At 65.8% G+C, this 21,103-nt stretch carries 19 protein-coding genes; 8 read left to right on the top strand and 11 right to left on the bottom strand.

The window, feature by feature from the left end:
• Positions 1–3 precede the first annotated feature (3 nt).
• The 6 genes from BRAS3809_RS07335 to BRAS3809_RS07310 form a co-directional block, all read right to left on the bottom strand.
• On the bottom strand, positions 4–327 hold the full coding sequence (locus BRAS3809_RS07335) for an XdhC family protein (protein WP_006612353.1): 324 nt from the start codon (positions 325–327) through the stop codon (positions 4–6).
• A 22-nt stretch (positions 328–349) separates the two neighbouring features.
• Positions 350–1,555, bottom strand: coding sequence for a vWA domain-containing protein (locus BRAS3809_RS07330; protein WP_008961453.1), 1,206 nt, complete (start codon positions 1,553–1,555; stop codon positions 350–352).
• Between the two features lie 164 nt (positions 1,556–1,719).
• The gene (locus BRAS3809_RS07325) at positions 1,720–2,628 is read right to left on the bottom strand and encodes an AAA family ATPase (protein ID WP_008961452.1); all 909 of its coding nucleotides are present in this window, start codon (positions 2,626–2,628) and stop codon (positions 1,720–1,722) included.
• Between the two features lie 34 nt (positions 2,629–2,662).
• Entirely contained in the window at positions 2,663–3,514 is an 852-nt protein-coding gene (locus BRAS3809_RS07320) for an FAD binding domain-containing protein (protein ID WP_008961451.1), read from the bottom strand.
• Positions 3,515–3,561: 47 nt separating this feature from the next.
• A complete protein-coding gene (locus BRAS3809_RS07315; protein ID WP_008961450.1) occupies positions 3,562–4,047 on the bottom strand; it encodes a (2Fe-2S)-binding protein in 486 nt (161 codons plus the stop codon).
• Between the two features lie 168 nt (positions 4,048–4,215).
• Positions 4,216–4,662, bottom strand: a complete 447-nt coding sequence (locus BRAS3809_RS07310; RefSeq protein ID WP_008961449.1) for an SRPBCC family protein — start codon at positions 4,660–4,662, stop codon at positions 4,216–4,218.
• A gap of 234 nt (positions 4,663–4,896) precedes the next feature.
• On the opposite strand from BRAS3809_RS07310, the gene pcaD reads away from it, so the two are divergent.
• A complete protein-coding gene (pcaD, locus tag BRAS3809_RS07305; protein WP_008961448.1) occupies positions 4,897–5,679 on the top strand; it encodes a 3-oxoadipate enol-lactonase in 783 nt (260 codons plus the stop codon).
• Positions 5,680–5,717: 38 nt separating this feature from the next.
• On the opposite strand, the gene BRAS3809_RS07300 is transcribed toward pcaD, so the two are convergent.
• Positions 5,718–6,254, bottom strand: a complete 537-nt coding sequence (locus tag BRAS3809_RS07300; protein ID WP_008961447.1) for a hypothetical protein — start codon at positions 6,252–6,254, stop codon at positions 5,718–5,720.
• Positions 6,255–6,409: 155 nt separating this feature from the next.
• Positions 6,410–6,571, bottom strand: a complete 162-nt coding sequence (locus BRAS3809_RS36510) for a hypothetical protein (RefSeq protein ID WP_008961446.1) — start codon at positions 6,569–6,571, stop codon at positions 6,410–6,412.
• Between the two features lie 329 nt (positions 6,572–6,900).
• On the opposite strand from BRAS3809_RS36510, the gene BRAS3809_RS07295 reads away from it, so the two are divergent.
• The 5 genes from BRAS3809_RS07295 (at position 6,901) to BRAS3809_RS07275 (ending at position 12,005) form a co-directional block, all read left to right on the top strand.
• A complete protein-coding gene (locus BRAS3809_RS07295; RefSeq protein ID WP_008961445.1) occupies positions 6,901–7,818 on the top strand; it encodes an ABC transporter permease subunit in 918 nt (305 codons plus the stop codon).
• A gap of 13 nt (positions 7,819–7,831) precedes the next feature.
• A complete protein-coding gene (gene livM / locus BRAS3809_RS07290) occupies positions 7,832–9,172 on the top strand; it encodes a high-affinity branched-chain amino acid ABC transporter permease LivM (RefSeq protein ID WP_008961444.1) in 1,341 nt (446 codons plus the stop codon).
• Complete coding sequence (locus tag BRAS3809_RS07285) at positions 9,169–10,002, top strand: ABC transporter ATP-binding protein (protein ID WP_008961443.1); 834 nt, start codon at positions 9,169–9,171, stop codon at positions 10,000–10,002. The genes livM and BRAS3809_RS07285 overlap by 4 nt, the downstream gene beginning before the upstream one ends.
• Complete coding sequence (locus BRAS3809_RS07280) at positions 9,999–10,730, top strand: ABC transporter ATP-binding protein (RefSeq protein WP_008961442.1); 732 nt, start codon at positions 9,999–10,001, stop codon at positions 10,728–10,730. Before BRAS3809_RS07285 ends, BRAS3809_RS07280 begins: the two co-directional genes overlap by 4 nt.
• 156 nt (positions 10,731–10,886) lie before the next feature.
• Entirely contained in the window at positions 10,887–12,005 is a 1,119-nt protein-coding gene (locus BRAS3809_RS07275) for a branched-chain amino acid ABC transporter substrate-binding protein (RefSeq protein ID WP_008961441.1), read from the top strand.
• 130 nt (positions 12,006–12,135) lie between these two features.
• Here the strand turns inward: BRAS3809_RS07275 and BRAS3809_RS07270 are convergent, their stop codons facing one another.
• Complete coding sequence (locus tag BRAS3809_RS07270; protein ID WP_008961440.1) at positions 12,136–12,537, bottom strand: response regulator; 402 nt, start codon at positions 12,535–12,537, stop codon at positions 12,136–12,138.
• A 241-nt stretch (positions 12,538–12,778) separates the two neighbouring features.
• Here BRAS3809_RS07270 and BRAS3809_RS07265 point away from each other — a divergent pair, with 241 nt between their 5' ends.
• On the top strand, positions 12,779–15,553 hold the full coding sequence (locus tag BRAS3809_RS07265) for a PAS domain S-box protein (RefSeq protein ID WP_008961439.1): 2,775 nt from the start codon (positions 12,779–12,781) through the stop codon (positions 15,551–15,553).
• A gap of 161 nt (positions 15,554–15,714) precedes the next feature.
• A complete protein-coding gene (locus BRAS3809_RS07260) occupies positions 15,715–16,713 on the top strand; it encodes a P1 family peptidase (RefSeq protein ID WP_008961438.1) in 999 nt (332 codons plus the stop codon).
• A gap of 12 nt (positions 16,714–16,725) precedes the next feature.
• Here BRAS3809_RS07260 and BRAS3809_RS07255 read toward each other — a convergent pair whose 3' ends face one another.
• Together BRAS3809_RS07255 and BRAS3809_RS07250 are read right to left on the bottom strand one after the other, a co-directional pair.
• Positions 16,726–20,130, bottom strand: coding sequence for a PAS domain-containing hybrid sensor histidine kinase/response regulator (locus BRAS3809_RS07255; RefSeq protein ID WP_008961437.1), 3,405 nt, complete (start codon positions 20,128–20,130; stop codon positions 16,726–16,728).
• A 129-nt stretch (positions 20,131–20,259) separates the two neighbouring features.
• Positions 20,260–21,021 (bottom strand): EF-hand domain-containing protein, encoded by a 762-nt coding sequence (locus BRAS3809_RS07250; RefSeq protein WP_008961436.1) that lies wholly within the window; start codon positions 21,019–21,021, stop codon positions 20,260–20,262.
• Between the last annotated feature and the right edge of the window lie 82 nt (positions 21,022–21,103).

Here is a 21,103-nt window from a genome sequence, read left to right as displayed (position 1 = left end):
CGATCAACCCACCTTCTCGACGAACACGCGGATGGTGCCGCCGCAGGACAGCCCGACATTCCAGGCCGTCTCGTCGGCGACGCCGAACTCCAGCATCTTCGGCTGGCCGCTGGAGATCACGTCGAGCGCCTCGGTGACGACGGCGCCCTCGACGCAGCCGCCCGACACCGAGCCCAGGAATGTGCCCTCGTCGTTGATCACGAGATTGGAGCCGACCGGCCGCGGTGCCGAGCCCCAGGTCTCGACTACTGTGGCGAGCGCCACGCCGTGTCCGCCCTTGTGCCAGTCCTCGGCGGCCTTGAGGATGTCTTCGTCGCGGTTGAGCATGGCTGTCTCCTTCACGGACCGATCAGGCGGCGGGCCGGATCGCGCTGCGACTATGCGGCGGCAGCGGCGCCGACAGGGCCGAGATCAGGGCCTCGATGGACGTCAAGTTATGTACCGGGCGAAATTCGTCAACGTGGGGCAGCATGGTTTTGATGCCCTGCGCCTTGGCCTCGAAGCCGGAATAGCGCAACAGCGGGTTGAGCCAGATCAGCCGACGGCAGGAGCGGTGCAGCCGGTCCATCTCGAAGGCGAGCTTGCTGTCGGCCTCGCGCTCCAGCCCGTCGGAGATCAAGAGCACGATCGCGCCCTGCCCGAGCACGCGCCGCGCCCATTGCTTGTTGAAGGTCTGCAAGGAGGTCGCGATCCGGGTGCCGCCGGCCCAGTCCTCGACATTGGCCGAGCAGCTCGCCAGCGCCTCGTCCGGATCGCGCTGCCGCAGCGCGCGCGTCACGTTGGTCAGGCGGGTGCCGAACAGGAACACCGAGACGCGCTTGCGGGCATCGGTGATGGCATGCAGGAAATGCAGGAACAGGCGGGTGTACTCGCTCATCGAGCCGGAGATGTCGAGCAGCGCCACGATCGGCGCCGGCTTCTCGATCCGTCCCAGGCGATGAAAGTTGATGATCTCGCCCTCGGTGCGCAGCGCCTGGCGCAGGGTCTTGCGCATGTCGATGCGATGGCCGCGCGGATCGGCGGTGTAGCGGCGGGTCTTCAGCTCGGCCTGCGGCAGCCGCATCTTGGCAATCGCACGCGCGACCTCGGCGATCTCGGCCGCGCTCATCTGCGCAAAATCCTTCTTCTGCAGCACCTCGCGGTCGGACACCGCGAGCCGCAGGTCCTGCTCCTGCGCCTTCGGCTCCTCGTGCATCTGCGGCTGCGCCATCGCCTCCTGGACGCGGCGCGAGGCCGGCGGGGGCTTCTTCTTGGCGTGGTCAGGCAGCGGCACGGAATCGAGCATCGACTTCCATTCCTCGGCAGGACGGAAGAACAGATCGAATGCCTGTGCGAAGATCAGCGCGTGCTCGTGGCGCTTCACGAAGATCGATTCGAGCGTGGTGAAGACGTCCGGCCGCTTGCCGATGTCGATCGCTTCGAGCGCGGTCATGGCGTCGATCACGGCGCCCGGCCCGACCGGCAGGCCCGCGGCCCGCAACGCCCGCGCGAAGCCCGCGATGTTGTCGGCGATGCCACCGGTCGGCGGCGCGAGGTGATTGATGCTGGTGGGCATTGGTTGACCCTCGTCTATCCCGGCACGCCCGCAATCGGGTTCGTCATTCCGGGGCGCGGAGCGCGAGCCCGGAATCCATACTCACGATCGTGGTTATGGATTCCGGGCCTGCGTGCTGCGCACGCATCCCGGAATGACGACCTTTGTTGTCGCGCGACCTCGGCTCACGTCTCGCTGGTCGCGTCCTTGATCACCTTGTTCAGCGCATCGCCCTGCATGCGGGCGATATCGTCCTGATATTTCAGCAGCGCGCCCAGCGTGTCGCCGACGACTTCCGCATTCAGCGAGCGCGCGTCGAGCTCGGTCAGAGCGGTGGCCCAGTCCAGCGTCTCGGCGACGCCCGGCGACTTGTAGAAGTCCTGGTCGCGCAGCGCCTGCACGAAGCGCACGATCTGCTGCGACAGCCGCTGCGAGATGCCGGGCAGCCGGGTCTTGACGATGGCGAGCTCGCGCTCGGCGGAGGGATAGTCGACCCAGTGATACAGGCAGCGCCGCTTCAGCGCGTCGTGGATCTCGCGGGTACGGTTGGAGGTGATGATGACGATCGGCGGATGCGGCGCCTTGACGGTGCCGAACTCGGGGATCGTCACCTGGAAGTCGGAGAGGATCTCGAGCAGATAGGCCTCGAACGCTTCGTCGGCACGATCGAGCTCGTCGATCAGCAACACGGGTGCGCCCGCGACATCCGGCTCGAGCGCCTGCAAGAGCGGGCGCTTGATCAGGTAGCGGTCGGCGAAGATGTCCGACGACAACTGGTCGCGGTCGACCTCGCCGCCGGCTTCCGCCAGACGGATCGCGATCATCTGCGCGGCCGAATTCCACTCGTAGACGGCCGAGGCGACGTCGAGTCCCTCGTAGCATTGCAGGCGGATCAGCTTGCGGCCGAGAGCCGCCGACAGCACCTTGGCGATCTCGGTCTTGCCGACGCCGGCCTCGCCCTCGAGGAACAACGGCCGGCCCATGCGCAGCGACAGATAGGTCACCGTCGCCAGCGCTCGCTCGGCCAGGTAGCCGCGCGAGGATAGCAGTTCAAGCATCGCATCGACCGATGCCGGCAGCGCTGCAGCACTCATGAGCGAGACCGCCCTCCTTGACCGTGGGCGCCCGTCACGACGCCGGCGCTTCGGGCTCCGCGTCCGCCGCAGACGGGGCCTTGGCTTCAGCATTGGCGGCATCGACCGCGCGGCGCGCCAGCACACCGATCAGGTGCGCGCGATATTCGGCGCTGCCGTGGATGTCGCTGTTGAGGCCCTCAGCCGGCACGGCGATGCCTTCCAGCACCTTCGGCGAGAACCGCTTCTGCAGCGCCTCCTCGAAGGCGGTGACGCGGAACACGCCATTGCTGCCGGCGCCGGTCACCGCGACGCGGACGTCGGAGGGGCGCCGCGCGACGAACACGCCGACCAGGGCATAGCGCGAAGCCTGGTTGCGGAACTTCACATACGCCGCCTTCTTGGCCAGCGGGAAGCTCACCTTGGTGATGATCTCGTCGGGCTCGAGCGCGGTCGTGAACAGGCCCTGGAAGAACTCCTCGGCCTTCAGCTTGCGCTTGTTGGTGACGATGGTGGCGCCGAGCGCGAGGCACGCCGCGGGATAGTCGGCGGTCGGGTCGTTGTTGGCGATCGAGCCGCCGATCGTGCCGCGATGCCGTACCGCGGGGTCGCCGATCAGGCTCGCCAGATGCGCGAGCGCCGGAATCGCCTCGCCCACCGTGGCGGAGTTGGCGACCTCGGCATGGCGCGCCATCGCGCCGATCACGAGGTTGCGCCCCTTCAGCTCGATCGTGCCGAGACCCTCGACATGCGACAGGTCCACGAGGTGCGGCGGACTCGCGAGGCGCTGCTTCATCACCGGCACGAGCGTATGACCGCCAGCGATCAGCTTGGAGTCCTCGTTCTTGACCAGGAGATTGGCGGCCTGGCGTACGGTCGCCGGCCGATGATATTTGAATTCATACATGGGGGATGTCCTGTGCGCGGCGGGGCGGCTGAGGCGGGGTCCGGCTGTTAGGCGAGGTCCGATTTGGCCATCGCCTTGGCGCCGGCGGCAATGGATTGCACGATGTTCTGATAACCGGTGCAGCGGCAGAGATTGCCCTCGAGCTCCTCGCGGATCGTCTCCTCGCTGAGGTCGTGTCCCTTGCGGTGGACGAGATCGACCGCGGTCATGATCATGCCCGGCGTGCAGAAGCCGCACTGCAGGCCATGGTGCTCGCGGAACGCCTCCTGCATCGGATGCAGCGGCGCGCCATCGGCGGCCAGCCCCTCGATGGTCCGGACCTCGTGGCCATCGGCCATCACCGCCAGGGTGGTGCAGGACTTCACCGCCTTGCCGTCGAGATGCACGACACAGGCGCCGCATTGCGAGGTGTCGCAGCCGACATGGGTACCGGTGAGGCGCAGATTCTCGCGAAGAAACTGCACGAGCAGCGTCCGCGGGTCGACGTTCGCCGTGACGGGATTACCGTTCACAATCATGGAAATCTTGGCCATTCAGGACTCTCTATTATCCGCACGCAGCGTTGCACTGCAGCGCAGCCCAGCAAAAACAGTCGAAAACCATCATATTGACGCTCCCGGCGGCGGGCAACCTCACCACCGGCAGTGCATGGGTCCGTTGCGGCGACGCGTTGCCACGCCCACCCGAAGCATCGTCGCGCCTCAGCCTTGGACGGCCTTGGCGAAGTTCGCGAAGAATTCGTCAGCGAGCTTTTTTGCAGTGCCGTTGATCAGGCGCTGGCCGAGCTGCGCCAGCTTGCCGCCGATCTGCGCCTCGACATTGTAGGTCAGCAGCGTACCGCCGTCCTTCTCCGCCAGCGCGACCACCGCGCCACCCTTGGCGAAGCCGGCCACGCCGCCCTCGCCTTCGCCGGAGATCTTGTAGCCGTTCGGCGGATCGAGATCGCTCAGGGTGACCTTGCCCTTGAAGCGCGCGGACACCGGTCCGACCTTCATCTTGGCCACGGCACGAAAGCCGCCGTCCTCGGTCTTCTCCAGTTCCTCGCAGCCGGGAATGCAGGCCTTGAGCACCTCAGGATCGTTCAGCTTGGCCCAGACCTGCTCTCGCGGAGCCGCCAGTTGGACCTCGCCCGTCATCGTCATTGCCATGTGCATCTCCCCCCGATTGGCGCGGTTAGAGGCATTCAAGTAAAGCACCGAACGCCCAAAAGGAAGGGCAAGCAGCGCCGCAAAGCGTTGCAGAAACGCTGGAGCACCGCAGCATTCCGGGTCTTGCGGCGTCGGGTTTCGATTGGCAGACGGCATCCGCGATGGTTAGTTCGCCATCGAATCTGCACGATTCACATCAACGGCCGACGGCCGCCCGCGACGAGGAATTCGCCCATGCCGATGATCGATGCCGACGGTTGCCTGCTGAACGTCACCGTCGAGGGCCGCGACGGCGGGCCGACCCTGATGCTCTCGAACTCCCTGGGCTCGACGCTGCAGATGTGGGAGCCGCAGATGCGCGCCTTCACGCAGGTGTTCCGCGTCATCCGCTACGACCGGCGCGGCCATGGCAAGTCGCACGTTCCCCCCGGCCCCTACTCCATCGAGCGATTCGGCCGCGATGCGCTCGCCATCCTCGATGATCTGAATATCGAGAAGGTGCACTGGTGCGGCGTGTCGATGGGCGGCATGGTCGGCCAGTGGCTGGCGGCACACGCGCCGGAGCGGATCGGCAAGGTCGTGCTCGCCAATACCACCTGCCATTATCCCGATCCGACGATCTGGGACGCGCGCATCAAGGCGGTCCGGGACAGCGGTCTGGCCGGCATCGCCGACACCGTGATCGCCGGCTGGCTGACGCAGGATTTTCGCGATCACCATCCCGACATCGCCGATCGGATGAAGGCGATGCTGGTGGCCACGCCAGTCGAAGGCTATCTGGCCTGTTGCGAAGCGCTGCGCGCGCTCGACCTGCGCGAGGATCTGCCGGGCATCAGGAGCCCGACGCTGGTCATTGCCGGCCGCTACGACAAGTCGACACCGATCGCGATGGCCGAAGCGATTCGCAGCCGCATCCCCGGCGCCAACATGACGATCGTCGACGCCGCGCACATCTCGAATGTCGAAGCAGCCGGAGCGTTCAATGACGCGGTGCTCGGCTTCCTCACGCAGCGCTGACGAACAGCCGGCGCTGGACGGGCGGCGCGCGTGATCGTTCAGGCCTTCGCGCCTGCGGGCGTTCCGGGCGCCACCGCGTTGGCCGGAGCGGGCGCGGAGGATGGCGAGGCCGGCTTCTCGACGAGCATCACGATCGCCGTTCCGAGCAGCATCAAAAGTTCGGTCGCATGCAGACGGAGCGCCTGGGTCTCACCGACCTTCGCGGCCATGATCATGCTGAAGAAGGTGAGCAGGCTGCCGAGGCCAAGCCCGATCGACAACGCCTCGACATAGCCCGCCACCTTTCGCACCCGAGGTACCAGGATCAGCACCAGGAACATCGCAAAGAAGCCTGCGACCGTCAGCCGCGCCAGCGCGAGCAGCCAGGCCGCGCGGACGGTCTCCATTCCCGAGAGGTGCAGGTGATCGCTGATGAACAGCGCCACCGCGATGTTGGGCCGTGCGAACAGGGCCTGGATCGGGGAGACCATGATCTGGAAGGCGATGACGGCCCAGGCGGGAACGAAATACAGCGCCAGCAGGACGCCGTTGACGCAGCTGAGCCGCCAGTTCCTGATGACGCAATTCCTGATCATCGCACGCCCGCCTTTGCATCCCACGCTCGCCCGTCCGGCGAGTTCCAGAGGAGCTAACGCGCGACAAATGCACCGGGCAATTTAAACCCTTTGTTTACCTTAACGCGGCCGGCAAACGGCCCGTGAGGAGACTGCGACAGGCAAACCGGGCTCGTTCAGCTTTGGCGCTCCTGCCCGGGATTCGGACGGTTTGGAGCGGATTGTTCCCCTCCCTGTTCCCGGCCCTGGTCCTGGCGGATCGGCTTGCCCTGGGTCTGTCCCTGCTGGTTCTGTCCCGGGTTCTGGTGGCCCTGGTTCTTGTCGGTCAGGCTGCTCATGGGCATCTCCGTGACGAGGGAACGACAACCAATGCGCGAGTGCGGCTGACGTTGCTTCGGCACGCTGTTCCCCGGCGTTCACCCCATGGCGATCGTCCGACCAAACCAGGGCAGCGGAACCACGCCGTCAAAGCAGGCGGGATAAGCCCCTAATTGTGGCACTGCACGCTGTTGCGGCACCCGGTTCCTAGCTGTTAGTACTTGGCCACGCGCCGCCTTCGGCCGCGGGCGGCTGATCCCGGCAGGATCGGCGCTCGTTGCGGAAGGCCCCCGCCGCGTTGCGAACCGGTATCGACTCTCAGTCTCGACAGTCCCAGCCACGGCAGTCCATGGATTATTTCGCGCAGCAGCTCATCAACGGCCTGGTCCTCGGCTCCATCTACGGCCTGATCGCCATCGGCTACACCATGGTCTACGGCATCGTCGGCATGATCAATTTCGCCCATGGCGACGTCTTCATGATCGGCGGCTTCATCGCGCTGATCTCGTTCCTCGTGCTGGTCTCGGTCGGCCTGACCGCGGTGCCCGTGATTCTCTTGATCGTGCTGCTGGTCTCGATGGCGATCACCGCGCTGTATGGCTGGACCATCGAGCGCATCGCCTATCGGCCGCTGCGCCACTCCTTCCGGCTGGCTCCGATGCTGTCGGCGATCGGCATGTCGTTCGTGCTGACCAACTTCTCGCAGGTGTCGCAGGGCGCGCGCGTCAAGCCGGTGCCGCCGATCATCACCGGCGGCTACACGCTGCACGAGGGCGACGGCGGCTTCGTCGTTCAGCTCTCCAACATCCAGATCGTCGTGGTGATCACCACGATCGTGCTGCTCGGCCTGTTCACCTGGCTGGTGTCGCGCACGCGGCTCGGCCGCGACATGCGCGCCTGCGAGCAGGACCAGACCATGGCGGCGCTGCTCGGCGTCGACGTCGACCGCACCATCTCGATGACCTTCGTGATCGGCGCGGCGCTCGCCGCCGTCGCCGGCATGATGTACCTGCTGTATTACGGCTTGGTCGATTTCTTCATGGGCTTCGTCGCCGGCATCAAGGCGTTCACGGCGGCCGTGCTCGGCGGCATCGGCTCGCTGCCGGGCGCGATGCTTGGCGGCCTCGCGATCGGCTTGATCGAGACATTCTGGTCGGCCTATTTCTCGGTCGAGTACAAGGACGTCGCGGCGTTCTCGATCCTGATCGTGGTGCTGATCTTCCTTCCGACCGGCCTGCTGGGCCGTCCCGAAGTCGAAAAAGTCTGACGACGGAGCCCGTGTGAGCGCGTCCCCTCCTCCATCTTCGCCGGTCTCGCCGGATGGCGCCGAGCCTGTCGGAGCCGCCTTCATCCTCAGGAAAGCCGTCCTCAGCGCACTCGTCGCACTCGGCCTGTTCTCGCTGATGGTCGGTGTCCGCACCGAGGCCGGCCAGAGCGGCCAGCTCGAATACTGGACGCGCTTCGGCGAGCTCGCGAGCCTCGTCGGCGCTGTGTTCGTCGGATCGATCGCGGTCGAGCTGCTGCGGCTATGGCTCGGTCCGCGCGGCGGCCTCGGCAGCTTCGTGCCGTCCTCGGTGCAGAACGGCCTGAGCGCCGCGGGCCGCTACGTCGCGCCGGCGCTGCTGATCTTCACCTTCCTCGTTCCGGTGATCTTCTACAATCAGCGCTACATTCTCGACCTCGGCATCCTCGTCCTCACCTATGTGATGCTGGGCTGGGGGCTCAATGTCGTGGTCGGCCTCGCCGGCCTGCTCGACCTCGGCTATGTCGCGTTCTACGCGGTCGGCGCCTATTCCTACGGATTGCTGTCGACCACCTTCGGCCTGTCGTTCTGGATCTGCCTGCCGCTGGCCGGGATCCTGGCCGCGTTCTGGGGCGTGCTGCTCGGCTTCCCCGTGCTGCGCCTGCGCGGCGATTATCTCGCCATCGTCACGCTCGCCTTCGGCGAGATCATCCGCCTCGTGCTGATCAACTGGCAGGACGTCACCGGCGGCCCCAACGGCATCTCCGGCATTCCGCGCCCGACCCTGTTCGGCATCCCGCTGGCGCCGGGCGAAGGCGGGCTTGCCGCGATGCTCGGCATTCCGTTCTCGCCGACGCACCGCATCGTGTTCCTGTTCTACCTGATCCTCGCACTGGCGCTTTTGACCAACTGGGTCACGATCCGGCTGCGCCGGCTGCCGATCGGCCGCGCCTGGGAGGCGCTGCGCGAGGACGAGGTCGCCTGCCGCGCGCTCGGCATCAACATCACCACCACCAAGCTGACGGCGTTCGCCACCGGCGCCATGTTCGGCGGCTTTGCCGGCGCCTTCTTCGCAACCCGCCAGGGCTTCATCAGTCCGGAGTCCTTCACCTTCCAGGAATCGGCGCTGGTGCTCGCGATCGTCGTGCTCGGCGGCATGGGGTCGCAGCTCGGCGTCGCGCTGGCCGCGCTCGCCATGATCGGCGGCTTCGAGCTGTTCAGGAGCCTCGAGGTCTACCGCATGCTGGTGTTCGGTCTCGCGATGGTGCTGGTGATGATCTGGCGCCCGCGCGGCATCGTCGGCCATCGCGCGCCGACCGTGTTCCTGGAAAAATCCAAGAGCATCTCCTCGGACCTCGTCAAGGAAGGCCACGGATGAGCTCCGCTCCCATCCTCGCGCTCGAGAATCTCACCATGCGTTTCGGCGGCATCGTCGCCGTCAACGCGCTGTCGTTCACCGCCCAGCGCCAGCAGATCACGGCGCTGATCGGCCCCAACGGCGCCGGCAAGACCACGGTGTTCAACTGCATCACCGGCTTCTACAAGCCGACCTCCGGCGTGATCCGCCTGACGCATGACGACGGCGCGCAATTTGAGATGCAGAAGCTGAAGGACTTCAACATCTCCAAGCAGGCCAAGGTGGCGCGCACCTTCCAGAACATCCGGCTGTTTCCCGGCATGACGGCGCTCGAGAACCTGATGGTGGCGCAGCACAACGCCCTGATGCGCGCCTCCGGTCTGACATTGATCGGCCTGCTCGGCCTGCCGTCCTGGCGCGCCGCGGAGCAGAGCGCGATCGACAACGCCGTGTTCTGGCTGAAGCGCGTCGGTCTGATCGACCGCGCCGACGATGCCGCCGGCAATCTCGCCTATGGCGATCAGCGCCGGCTCGAGATCGCGCGCGCGATGTGCACCGGCCCTGCCCTGCTCTGCCTCGACGAACCGGCCGCGGGCCTCAACGCCCGCGAGAGCGCGGCGCTGAGCGAACTCCTGCTGTCGATCCGCAGCGACCACGCCACCTCGATCCTGCTGATCGAGCATGACATGAGCGTCGTCATGGAAATCTCCGACCGCGTCGTGGTGATGGACTACGGCGTCAAGATCGCAGAGGGCACGCCGCGCGAGATCCGCGACGACCCGAAGGTCATCGCCGCCTATCTCGGCACCGACGAGGAAGAGGCTGCAGCCGTGATGGAGGCCGAGGCGTGAGTGCGTCCCTGCTCGCGATCCGTAGCCTGCGCGCGTCCTATGGCAAGATCGAAGCGCTCAAGGGCGTCGATCTCGACATCAAGGCCGGCGAGATCGTCGCGCTGATCGGCGCCAACGGTGCCGGCAAGTCGACCTTGATGATGTCGATCTTCGGCCGCCCGCGCGCGAGCTCCGGCCATATCGTCTATGACGGCAACGACATCACCCAGGTGCCGACGCATCTGATCGCGCGGCTCAAGATCGCGCAGTCGCCCGAGGGCCGCCGCATCTTCCCGCGCATGAGCGTCGCGGAAAACCTGCAGATGGGCGCGGACGCCGGCGACACCACGGACGCGCAGCGCGCCGACGCGCTGGAGCGCGTGTTTGCGCTTTTCCCCCGCCTGAAGGAGCGCATTGATCAGCGCGGCGGCACGCTGTCCGGCGGCGAGCAGCAGATGCTGGCGATCGGCCGCGCGCTGATGAGCCGCCCCCGCCTGCTGCTGCTCGACGAGCCCTCGCTCGGCCTGGCGCCCCTGATCGCACGACAGATTTTCGACGCGATCCGGACCCTGAATCGCCAGGATGGTTTGACCGTCCTGATCGTCGAGCAGAACGCCAATCACGCGTTGAAGCTCGCCCATCGCGGCTACGTGCTGGTGAATGGCATGATCACCCTGTCGGGCACCGGGGCCGAGTTGTTGCAGCGCCCCGAGATCCGCGCGGCCTATCTGGAGGGCGGCCGCCACTGAGGCGGGCGCTCGAATCCCGGACCGGATCTGCCTTAGCCCTTCGTCGGTCTGCCCGAAAAATGCCGGTGACTTCGGCGGAAAATCAGCCACAATGCGCGCGGTCTGCGGCCCGCCATTCGGGCCATTTCCATGTCGACCTACCCGCGAGGATTTCTCATGAAACCACTCAAACTCATTGGTCTGGCCCTGGGCGCCACGCTTGCGCTCTCGACCGCGGCTTTCGCCGAAGACATCACCATTGCCGTGGCCGGCCCGATGACCGGCGGCGAGTCGGCCTTTGGCCGCCAGATGCAGAACGGCGCCGAGATGGCGATCGCCGACCTCAACGCGGCCGGCGGCGTGCTCGGCAAGAAGCTCGCGCTGCAGATCGGTGACGACGCCTGCGATCCGAAGCAGGCCCGGTCGGTCGCCGAGAAGCTCGCCGGCTCCGGCATTCCGTTCGTCGCCGGCCATTTCTGCTCGTCGTCGTCGATCCCGGCCTCCGAGGCCTATGCCGACAGCAACGTCTTGCAGATCACCCCGGCTTCGACCAACCCGCTGTTCACCGAGCGCAAGCTGTGGAACGTCGCGCGCGTCTGCGGCCGTGACGATCAGCAGGGCCTCGTCGCCGCCAACTACATCGCGAAGAACTTCAAGGGCAAGAACATCGCGATCCTCAACGACAAGACCACCTACGGCAAGGGTCTCGCCGACGAGACCAAGAAGGCGCTCAACAAGGCGGGCGTCACCGAGAAGATGTTCGAGTCGTACAACAAGGGCGACAAGGACTTCAACGCGATCGTCTCGCGACTGAAGCGTGACAACATCGACCTCGTCTATGTCGGCGGCTATCACCAGGAAGCCGGCCTGATCCTGCGCCAGATGCGCGACCAGGGCCTGAAGACGATCCTGATGGCGGGCGACGCCATGAACGACAAGGAGTTCGCCTCGATCACCGGTCCGGCCGCTGAGGGCACCCTCTTCACCTTCGGCCCCGAGCCGCGCAACAAGCCGACCGCGAAGGCGATCGTCGAGAAGTTCAAGGCCAAGAACATCGACCCCGAGGGCTACACCCTCTACACCTACGCCGCGATCCAGGTCTGGTCGCAGGCGGTGAAGAAGGCCAACACCACCGACGCCAAGAAGGTGATGGACACCATCAAGGCCGGCGAGTGGGACACGGTGCTCGGCAAGCTCGGCTTCGACGCCAAGGGCGACATCAAGCAGATCGACTACGTCGTCTACAAGTGGGACGCCAAGGGCGGCTACGCCGAGCTCGGCGGCGGGAAGTCCTGATCAGTTCGCCTGATTGCGATCCTCTCACATGCAGACGCCCCGGTCATCGACCGGGGCGTTTTGATGAGATGGTGTCGCCGGGAGAGAAGTATTGTCGCGGCGCCGGCTTTCGGTGCGATGCAGCGGGAACCTAGCCGGCGCAGGCCGACAGCGCCGTCGCATCCCGGCCATGGGTGGCTGCACGCGCCATGTCGACCGCATGCATGAGTTCCGCCGGTCGGAAAGGCTTCTGCAGGTAGACGACGCGGGTCAGTTCGTCCGACATCGCCGCCCCGTCGAATGCGCTCATGCCGGAGACAGCCACGACCGGCACGTCGGGAACCAGCCGCCGCATCTCGCTGACCAGCTCGAGCCCGTTCGAATCCTCCAGATAGATATCGACGATCACGGCGTCGAAGCTCTGATCACGGAACAACCGCAGCCCGTCCGGGGCGGTTCCCGCTTCGGTCACCTCGAACTGATTGACGCGCAGCACCATGCTGATCATGGCGCGCACGTCCTTCTGATCGTCCACCACCAGGATCCGTGGCATTGAAATCTCCGGAAATTTTTCGTTGGACAGCCTACAACACAAAAGGAAATCAGCTACAACTACGGGTATATTTATCCCGGTTGCAGTAAAGGTGCAGTTACTTCAAATCACGACTCATTCTACAGAACGTTTCAAATTGGTACCATACAACCTTTGTTAGAATAATACGATTTTTCGCGCATCAGTCTCCCCAGTGCACGCTCTCAGCACGTTGATGCCAGGTGCGCAGGACACTTTCGAGATGCAGAGCATCGAGGATACTCGCGACGTACTTTTATCGACTTCCACTACAACACGTCGGGATCAACTCGCAGCACTCGCGGCGGTTGCAGCCTCCGCTGTTCTATTTGCCGCCGCCGCGCCCTACGCCAAGGTGCAGTTGCCGGCAATGCCGGCGTTCGTCGCGAGCTACCAATCGGCGCTCGCGCTCAATGATCTGATCACGGCGTTCCTGCTGTTCTCCCAGTTCGTGCTGTCGCGCTCGCGCCCATTGCTCTGGCTGGCGTGCGGCTATTTGTTCACGGCCCCCGCGGCACTGCTGCACACGCTGGTGTTTCCCGGCCTCTACGCGCCGAGCGGCCTGTTCGGCGCCGGCTCGCAGGGCGCTGTCTGGATCTACATGATCTGGCACGGCGGGTTCCCGCTGTTCGTCCTCGGCTATGCGCTCGGCAGAAACGGCCGCACCAGCCCGGTCAGCTCGATTGCCGCGTCCCTGGCGATTGCCATCGTCGGCGTTGCGACCGTGCTTGCGACGCTGGTGTGGATCGTGATCGCACACGAGTCGGTGCTGCCGAACCTGCTCGAGGGTGACGTCGCGACGCCAGCGCTGAAGGTCATCGTCGGCGGCATCTGGAGCGTGACTGTCCTCGCTCTCGTCGTACAGGCGTGGCGGCGCCCGTACAGCGTCCTCGATCTCTGGATCATGGTGGTGCTGTGCGCCTGGCTGTTCGACCTCTCGCTGTCGTCGATGCTCAACGCCGCCCGGTTCGACCTCGGCTACTACGCCGGCCGCATCTATGGCCTGCTGGCGGCGAGCTTCGTGCTCGGCGTTCTTCTCGCCGACAATGTCAGCCTGCAGACGCGTCTGACACGGCTCCTGCAGCAGCAGCGCCGGCAGAATGAAAGCGAGCGCGCGCGCTTCATCGCCCGCGAGCGGCTGTTCAGCGCCGTCGTGGAGTCGTCGAACGACGCGATCATCACCCTCACCCTGCACGGCAAGATCACATCCTGGAACCGCGCCGCCGAGCAGCTGTTCGGCTATGGCGCGGACGAAGCGCTCGGCAGCGACATCGGTCTCATCGTGCCTCCAGACCGGCGCGGCGAGGTCGACCGCATCCTCGACAGGATCGGCAATGGCGAGAACATCGAGCATCACGAGACGGTGCGGCGTCACAAGGACGGGCACGAGGTCGAGGTGTCGCTCAGCGTCTCGCCGATCCTCGACGCGCGCGGAACCGTGATCGGCGCCTCGAAGGTCGCGCGGGACATCACCGAGAGCAAGCGCACCCGCAACGCACTGACCCGGGAGACCGAGGAGCGGCGGCGCATCTTCGAGACCTCTCAGGATCTGATCCTGATCGCGGATTCCCGCGGCAATTTGATGCAGGTCAGCCCGAGCGCACGAGCGATCCTGGGCTACCGGCCGGAGGAGATGGTCGGCCGAAACGCCAGCGACTTCGTCTACCCGCCGGAGCTGGAGGCGGTGCGGAGCCAGATGCGCGACTGCCGTCGCGGCCGCGACGTCCACGATTTCGAGGCGCAGCTGCTGCACAAGGAGGGGCGCGGTGTCGAATTGAACTGGATGGCGAGCTGGTCGGAACCGGTGCAGCGTCATTTCTTCATCGGTCGCGATCTCACCGAGAAGCGCGCCGCCGAGGCGCAGTTCCGCCAGGCGCAGAAAATGGAGGCCGTCGGCCAGCTCACCGGCGGCATCGCCCACGACTTCAACAACATCCTCACGGTGATCACCGGGAGCATCGCGATTCTCGCGGATGCCGTGGCCGACCGGCCGGAGCTTGCCGCGATTGCCAGACTCATCGACGATTCCGCCGACCGCGGCGCGCATCTGACACGGCAGTTGCTGGCCTTCGCCCGCAAGCAGCCGCTGCAGCCGATCGATCTCGACGTCAATGCGCTCGTCTTGGAGACCGCCGCCCTGCTGCGGCCCACGCTGGGCGAGCATATCGACATCGAGCGGATTCTCTGCGCCGATCCATGCACCGCGCTGGCCGATGCGAACCAGCTCGCGACCTCCGTCGTCAACCTGGCGCTCAATGCGCGCGATGCCATGCCGCAAGGCGGCAAGCTGACCTTGGAGACGGCGAACGTCGCACTCGACCAGGACTACGCCAATGCCAACTCCGAGGTCGCGGTCGGCGACTATGTCATGATCGCGGTGAGCGACACCGGTTGCGGCATCCCGCCTGCCTATCTCGACAAGGTGTTCGATCCGTTCTTTTCGACCAAGGGCGTCGGCAAGGGCACCGGGCTTGGCCTCAGCATGGTGTTCGGCTTCGTCAAACAGTCCGGCGGCCATATCAAGGTCTATAGCGAGGTCGGCCATGGCACCTCGATCAAGCTCTATCTGCCGCGCTCGACCTCGGCGCCGACGGCGGCCACGGACCGACGGCTGCCGGCCGCAAGCGGCGGCGACGAGACGATCCTGATCGTCGAGGACGATCCGCTGGTGCGCCAGCACGCGGTCACCCAGGTCGCGAGCCTCGGCTACACCACCCTTGCCGCCGCCAATGCGGCCGAGGCGCTGGAGGTGCTGGAGCATCATCCGGAGATAGATCTGCTGTTCACCGACGTCATCATGCCGGGCGGCATGAACGGACGGCAGCTCGCCGACGCTGCCCGCGCGCGCCGGCCGTCGCTGAAGACGCTGTTCACATCGGGCTATACCGAGAACGCGATCGTGCATCACGGCCGGCTCGACGCCGGCGTGCTGCTGCTCGCCAAGCCCTACCGAAAGCCCGATCTCGCCCGCATGATCCGCATCGCGTTGGAAGGGTAGAGCTTCGGCGGTGCACGGATGAGCGCAAGCGACATCCGGGGCCACCGCCAAAGCTCGTGAGATCCCGGATATCGCTTGCGCTCATCCGGGCTTCGGGGATGCATTGAGCCATCGGGGCGACCGCGCTATCCATTGATCATCACCACCAGCTCGAGAGCGACGTGCAGAATCTCCTGACCGACATCCCCGGCGTCCGCGTCGGCCATGCCGATGACGCGGCGCTCGCCTCCGGCGTGACGGCCATCCTGTTCGATCAGCCGGCGGTTGCCGCAATCGATATTCGCGGCGGCGGGCCCGGGGTACGCGAGGATGCGCTGCTGGATCCGGTCAATACTGTCGATCGCGTCGACGGCATCGCGCTGTCGGGCGGCTCGGCGTTCGGCCTGGAGGCCGCCAGCGGCATCCAGGCGTGGCTCGCCGAGCAGGGCCGCGGCTTTGCCGTGCGCGACGCGCTGGTCCCGATCGTGCCGGGCGCAATCGTGTTCGACCTGCTCAACGGCGGCAACAAGCAATGGGGCCGCTACGCGCCCTATCGCGAGCTCGGCTACGCAGCAGCGGCCGCGGCCGACACGACCTTCGCGCTCGGCAGCGTCGGCGCCGGCCTTGGCGCCACCACGGCCAATCTGCAGGGCGGCATCGGCTCGGCCTCTGCCACGACCAGTCGCGGCATCACGGTGGCGGCCATCGCGGTGGTGAATGCGGTCGGCAGCGTCACGGTCGGCGACGGCCCGTGGTTCTGGGCTGCGCCCTACGAGGTCGACGGCGAGTTCGGCGGCCGTGGCCTGCCGGGCACGTTCACGCCCGACATGCTGGCGATGCGCCTCAAGGGCGGCCCGTCGCCATCGGCGGCCGAGAACACGACGATCACCCTGGTGGTGACCGACGCCATCCTGACCAAGGCGCAGGCCAAGCGGCTCGCGATGATGGCGCAGACCGGCATGGCGCGGGCGATCTATCCGGTGCACCTGCCGCTCGACGGCGACATCGTATTTGCGGCTGCGACCGGTGCGAAGCCGATCGAGCCGCTGGTCGAGCTCAGCGAGCTCGGGATGATCGCCGCCAACGTGCTCGCCCGCGCGATTGCGCGCGGCGTCTATCACGCCCAGCGGCTTGATTTCAGCGGCGCGCTGCCCTGCTGGCAGGAGCGCTTTGGCCGCTAGCCCTCGGATCGATCACAGAGCGCCTTGCCTGGGATCCTGCACGACATGCGGCTCGGCGTGTTCGGCCTGGAGCCAGCGGTCCAGGATTCGTTTCAGCTCAGCCGGCCGGAACGGCTTGCCGACGTGGTCACTCATGCCGGCGCGCCTGAAGCTTTCGACCTGATCCACCAGCACCGCAGCGGTCATCGCAATGATCGGGAGGGTTGCATAGCGGCCGCCAAGGGCCCGGATCCGCGCCGTCGCCTCGACGCCGTCGAGAACGGGCATCTGCACATCCATCAGCACGACGTCGTAGTGCTTGCCGCGGACCGCTTCCAGCGCCTCGCTGCCATTGGCGACGACGTCGACGTGGTGACCCCACTTCTTGCCGATGATGGCGACCGCGAGCTCCTGATTGAGCGGATGATCTTCCGCCAGCAGGATCGTCGCCTTGCGGCCCTCCGCCCCGCCGCCAATCGGTTGGCCGACGTCGGTCCGCTCCTTCTCCTGTGCGCCGAGCGGGAGTTCGACGACGAACCAGAACTCGGATCCCTCGCCTTCCCTGCTGTCGAACCCGATGCTGCCGCCCATCCGCTCGACCAGCGCCTTGCAGATCGAAAGGCCCAGCCCGGTGCCGCCATAGCGCCGCGCGATCGTCCCGTCGACCTGGCTGAATTTCTGAAAGATCAGGTGCTTCGCCGAATCGGGAATGCCGATGCCGGTGTCACGCACCCCGACCCGGAGCTTCGCGAGGCCCGCCTCGTCTGCCGATCCGGCGATCGTGACCGTCACCCCGCCGCGCGACGTGAACTTCAGAGCATTGGAAATCAGGTTGAGCAGGACCTGGCGCAACCTTGCGTCATCTCCGATCACGGACTGCGGCACGTCGGCATCCACGCGTGCAACGAGGTCGAGGTCCTTCGCCGCCGCTTCCGGCTTGAGGAGTTCGAGCGTGCTTTCCAGCAGTGACCGGAGCGAGAACCTGCGGCAGTCGAGCTCCAAGCGCCCGGCGTCCAGCTTGGAAATGTCGAGAATGTCGTTCACGATCGACAGCAGCGTCTCGCTGGCATCGTGGATCAGCTTGGTCCGATGCTCGTTCAGGGAATCCTTGGGGGCATCGCTCTCCAGAATCAGTTGAGAGAAGCCGATGATGCTGTTCAACGGCGTCCGCAGCTCATGACTCATCGCAGCGAGGAATTCGCCCTTGGTCCGCGCCGCGAGCTCGGCCGCCTGCTTGGCTGCCTGCAGCTCGGCCTCGATGGCCTTGCGCTCCGTGATATCGCGCAGCGCCCCGAGGATACCGCTGACGGCGTCGGTCGCAGACTCGCGCAGCACCTGCAAGGAGGTCTCCACCCAGAGCCATCGGCCGTCCCGGTGGCGGACCCGGTGCACGATCGAGCCGTGCTCCAATTGTCCTGCCAGCAATGATTGATAGACCTGCGCGACGTGTTCCATGTCGTCCGGGTGAATTCGCCCTTCCGGGGACCGGCCAATCAGTTCCGAGGCGTCGTACCCCAGGATCCGCTGCGAGGTCGGCGAGACGTAGCGGCGCACCAGATCACGGTCGAGCTGGAAGATCATGTCCGCGCTGTTGTCGGCCAGAAGCCGGTAGCGGGCTTCGCTCGCCTCGAGCCGCTGCTCGGCCTCCCACAGCGGCGTGACGTCGGTGATCAGGGCGAAGAAGCCCAGGACCGCGCCGTTGTCGTCGAATTGCGGTACGTAGTTGGCCCAGACGTGATTGAAGGTTCCGTCAGATCTTGTCACGTCGCGGTCGAAGTTCTTGGCGACGCCCGCGAGAGCAGCCTGGACGAACGGCTCGTTCTGCGCGAACAGCTCCTCTCCCAGCACCGAGACCATGGTCTCGCCGGCCATCGACTCCATCGTCCGGCCGTACCAGTCGAGATAGGCCTTGTTGGCGAACCCGCACCGGAGCTTGTTGTCCCAATAGGCGATGCGGCTCGGCATCGCGTTGATGATCGTGTTGAGCTCGGCCGTCTTGGCGATCACCTGCTGTTCGAGCGACTCGTTGAGAATGCTCACCTCGCGCTGAGCCGCGACGTAGGACGTCATGTCGCGGGCCGACGTGCCGATGCCGACGACCTCGCCATTCTCGGACCGGATCGGCGACAGGTTGACGACCATGTCGAGCGTCCTGCCGTCCTTCGAGCGCCACTGCGTCGTCAGCCTGACCGTCGACCTGCTTTCGAGCAGCCTCGCTGTCGCATCGTCGAGCTCCTCCACGAGGTCTTCGGGAACGATCAACTCGGACAGGCGTCGCCCCAATGCTTCCGCAGCCGAATAAAGGAAGAGCTTTTCGGCTGCCGGATTCCAATCCGTCACTTCGCCCGTCAGGGTCGTTGCGACGATGGCCTCGCTGGACTCGGCGACGATCGACGCAAGCCGCGATCTCTCCAGCCATGCCCGCTGCCTGCGACCGAGCGACGAGAGGTGGAGGCCGATCAGCCAGGTGAACAGCGATCCCATCACCAGAACCGTTGCCGCGGAGGTGATCGGATGAGCCAGATTGAGCTGCTTGAAGAACGGGGAACGGGCACGCACTTCGACGTCCCAGTTCCGGCCATAGATGCTCAGCGGCAGGCTTCGAGTCACGCCTTCGTCTTCAGACGCCGGATCCGAATAGAATGTCTTCGTTTGTCCGCCCGTTCTGTCGGACATCGCCAGCGCGAACTCGCCCGTGAGAATTCGGGAGCTCGCAACGATTTCGTCGATGACGAGGGGCGTATAAGTCCAGCCGATCGCGGCGGCGCGCCGCTGCTCGGGCGTCTCGATCGGCTGTCCGAAGCGGTAGATCGGGAGCAGGAACAGAAATCCGCTGCCAACCTTTCCCGACGCCTGAACCAGCGTGATCGGCGCCGTCAGCCGGGATTCGCCGCTGTCCATTGCAGCCAATGCCGCCTCGCGCCGGGTCGGTTCGGACGCGATATCGAGACCGACGGCCTGGGCATTGCGCGCTTCCGGCGCGATGTGTTCGATGATGTATCGCGGGCCATGGTTGACGCTGAGTTCGCGGATCTTGAAATCGGCGCGCCCATCCGCCCTGACATTCGCCGCGAACGACTCGGCCTGATCCGATGGGACGATCCTGATGAACCCGTAGCCGCGTGCGCCTGGAAACTCGGCGTCCACATCGCGCTGCGAGGAGTACTTGCGAAAGATCTCCTGCCGCGGAAGTCCGTCACTGGCGACGGCCAATCCCCGGAGACCCCGCAGCCCATATTCGTAGAGCTGGATTCGGCTCGACAACTGATCGACCACGCGCGCGCTCAATTCGCCGAAGCGCGTCGAGATGATCGCCTGGTTGCGAGCGTCGTGCAGGAGGAAAACGGCCGTGCTGGCGAGGACGGTCAGCCCGATCCCGCACGCCACTGCGAGCCGGACGTTCCTGGCCACACCATTCCACACCACGTCGTTTGTCATCGGCTCCGCAGCGATCGCGCCGCCGTCGGGGCGCGTCTCAGAAAGAGAAAGGTCGCTGCAGGCTCGCGGTCGCCCGTGACCACCTGCCTAATTTTTGTGCCGGTAGAACTACGGGCGAATCCGCGGATATCAGGCGGAAATCGCAGTAGTGGGTGAGGATGTCGCCGAAACGGCGTTGGATTCGGCCCGGATCAGCTTCTCGATGAGGTTGTAGGAGGACGTCGCGGCGTTGGAAGCGGTCGCGGCCGCCGGCGTCGTCAGCGTCACCTTGGAGCCGTCGGCATAGGTGATCGTGGTCGTCGTCGAGCCGTCGCTGTTGGTGGACGACGAGCTCGACGCACCCGACAGCGCCTGCATCAGCGCATCCGCGCCGGCGCCGGATGAAGTACCCGAGCCGCCGCTCCCGCCTGCTTCCTGGTGATGGTGGTGGCCACGCCCACCCTTGGCGCCCTGCAGCGCCGAGGACAGTTCGTCGAGGCTGACGCTGCCGTCGTTGTTCGCATCGAGCTTGCCGAACACCTTGTCGGCATTGGCGAGGTTGGTGCCGCCGGCGCCGAGCGCGGTCTCGAACTCGGATTTGCTGATCTGCCCGTCGCCATCGCCGTCGATCTGCGAGAACAGATCCTGCAGCGGGTTGCTGGAGGCGCTCGTGCTCGACGATGTGCCCGACTGGCTCTGCGCCGCCAGCAGCGCGCTCATCGTCTCCGGCGCGATCTGCCCCGAGCCGCTGCTGCCCGAGCTCGACCACGGGCTGAAATTGCCGGAGCTGCCCGTTCCCTTGGTGTCCAGGCTGAACAGACCGCCGCCCGACTTGCCAGAACCCGATTTGGTCGAGCCGAGCGACTGCAGGCCGTCCAGGACCGACGAGGCGGCCCCCAGTGCAAACCACATGGCGAAACTCCCGCAAGGCCGCATCACGCGGCGACGAAACATCTCTCCATGCCTTCGCAATCCCCATGCCAGCGCCAAACCG

Origin of the sequence: Bradyrhizobium sp. STM 3809 (assembly GCF_000239795.1) — a bacterium.
Lineage (GTDB): Bacteria > Pseudomonadota > Alphaproteobacteria > Rhizobiales > Xanthobacteraceae > Bradyrhizobium.
Note: the sequence above shows the minus strand (reverse complement) of the source record. Positions and strands in the feature narration are given on the sequence as shown.

Bases quoted from the DNA above. Each gene is read 5' to 3' on its own strand.
- BRAS3809_RS07335 (WP_006612353.1), bottom strand. From the start codon at position 327: ATGCTCAACCGCGACGAAGACATCCTCAAGGCCGCCGAGGACTGGCAC.
- BRAS3809_RS07330 (WP_008961453.1), bottom strand. From the start codon at position 1,555: ATGCCCACCAGCATCAATCACCTCGCGCCGCCGACCGGTGGCATCGCC.
- BRAS3809_RS07325 (WP_008961452.1), bottom strand. From the start codon at position 2,628: ATGAGTGCTGCAGCGCTGCCGGCATCGGTCGATGCGATGCTTGAACTG.
- BRAS3809_RS07320 (WP_008961451.1), bottom strand. From the start codon at position 3,514: ATGTATGAATTCAAATATCATCGGCCGGCGACCGTACGCCAGGCCGCC.
- BRAS3809_RS07315 (WP_008961450.1), bottom strand. From the start codon at position 4,047: ATGGCCAAGATTTCCATGATTGTGAACGGTAATCCCGTCACGGCGAAC.
- BRAS3809_RS07310 (WP_008961449.1), bottom strand. From the start codon at position 4,662: ATGGCAATGACGATGACGGGCGAGGTCCAACTGGCGGCTCCGCGAGAG.
- pcaD (WP_008961448.1), top strand. From the start codon at position 4,897: ATGCCGATGATCGATGCCGACGGTTGCCTGCTGAACGTCACCGTCGAG.
- BRAS3809_RS07300 (WP_008961447.1), bottom strand. From the start codon at position 6,254: ATGATCAGGAATTGCGTCATCAGGAACTGGCGGCTCAGCTGCGTCAAC.
- BRAS3809_RS36510 (WP_008961446.1), bottom strand. From the start codon at position 6,571: ATGAGCAGCCTGACCGACAAGAACCAGGGCCACCAGAACCCGGGACAG.
- BRAS3809_RS07295 (WP_008961445.1), top strand. From the start codon at position 6,901: ATGGATTATTTCGCGCAGCAGCTCATCAACGGCCTGGTCCTCGGCTCC.
- BRAS3809_RS07285 (WP_008961443.1), top strand. From the start codon at position 9,169: ATGAGCTCCGCTCCCATCCTCGCGCTCGAGAATCTCACCATGCGTTTC.
- BRAS3809_RS07275 (WP_008961441.1), top strand. From the start codon at position 10,887: ATGAAACCACTCAAACTCATTGGTCTGGCCCTGGGCGCCACGCTTGCG.
- BRAS3809_RS07270 (WP_008961440.1), bottom strand. From the start codon at position 12,537: ATGCCACGGATCCTGGTGGTGGACGATCAGAAGGACGTGCGCGCCATG.
- BRAS3809_RS07265 (WP_008961439.1), top strand. From the start codon at position 12,779: ATGCAGAGCATCGAGGATACTCGCGACGTACTTTTATCGACTTCCACT.
- BRAS3809_RS07255 (WP_008961437.1), bottom strand. From the start codon at position 20,130: ATGACAAACGACGTGGTGTGGAATGGTGTGGCCAGGAACGTCCGGCTC.
- BRAS3809_RS07250 (WP_008961436.1), bottom strand. From the start codon at position 21,021: ATGTGGTTTGCACTGGGGGCCGCCTCGTCGGTCCTGGACGGCCTGCAG.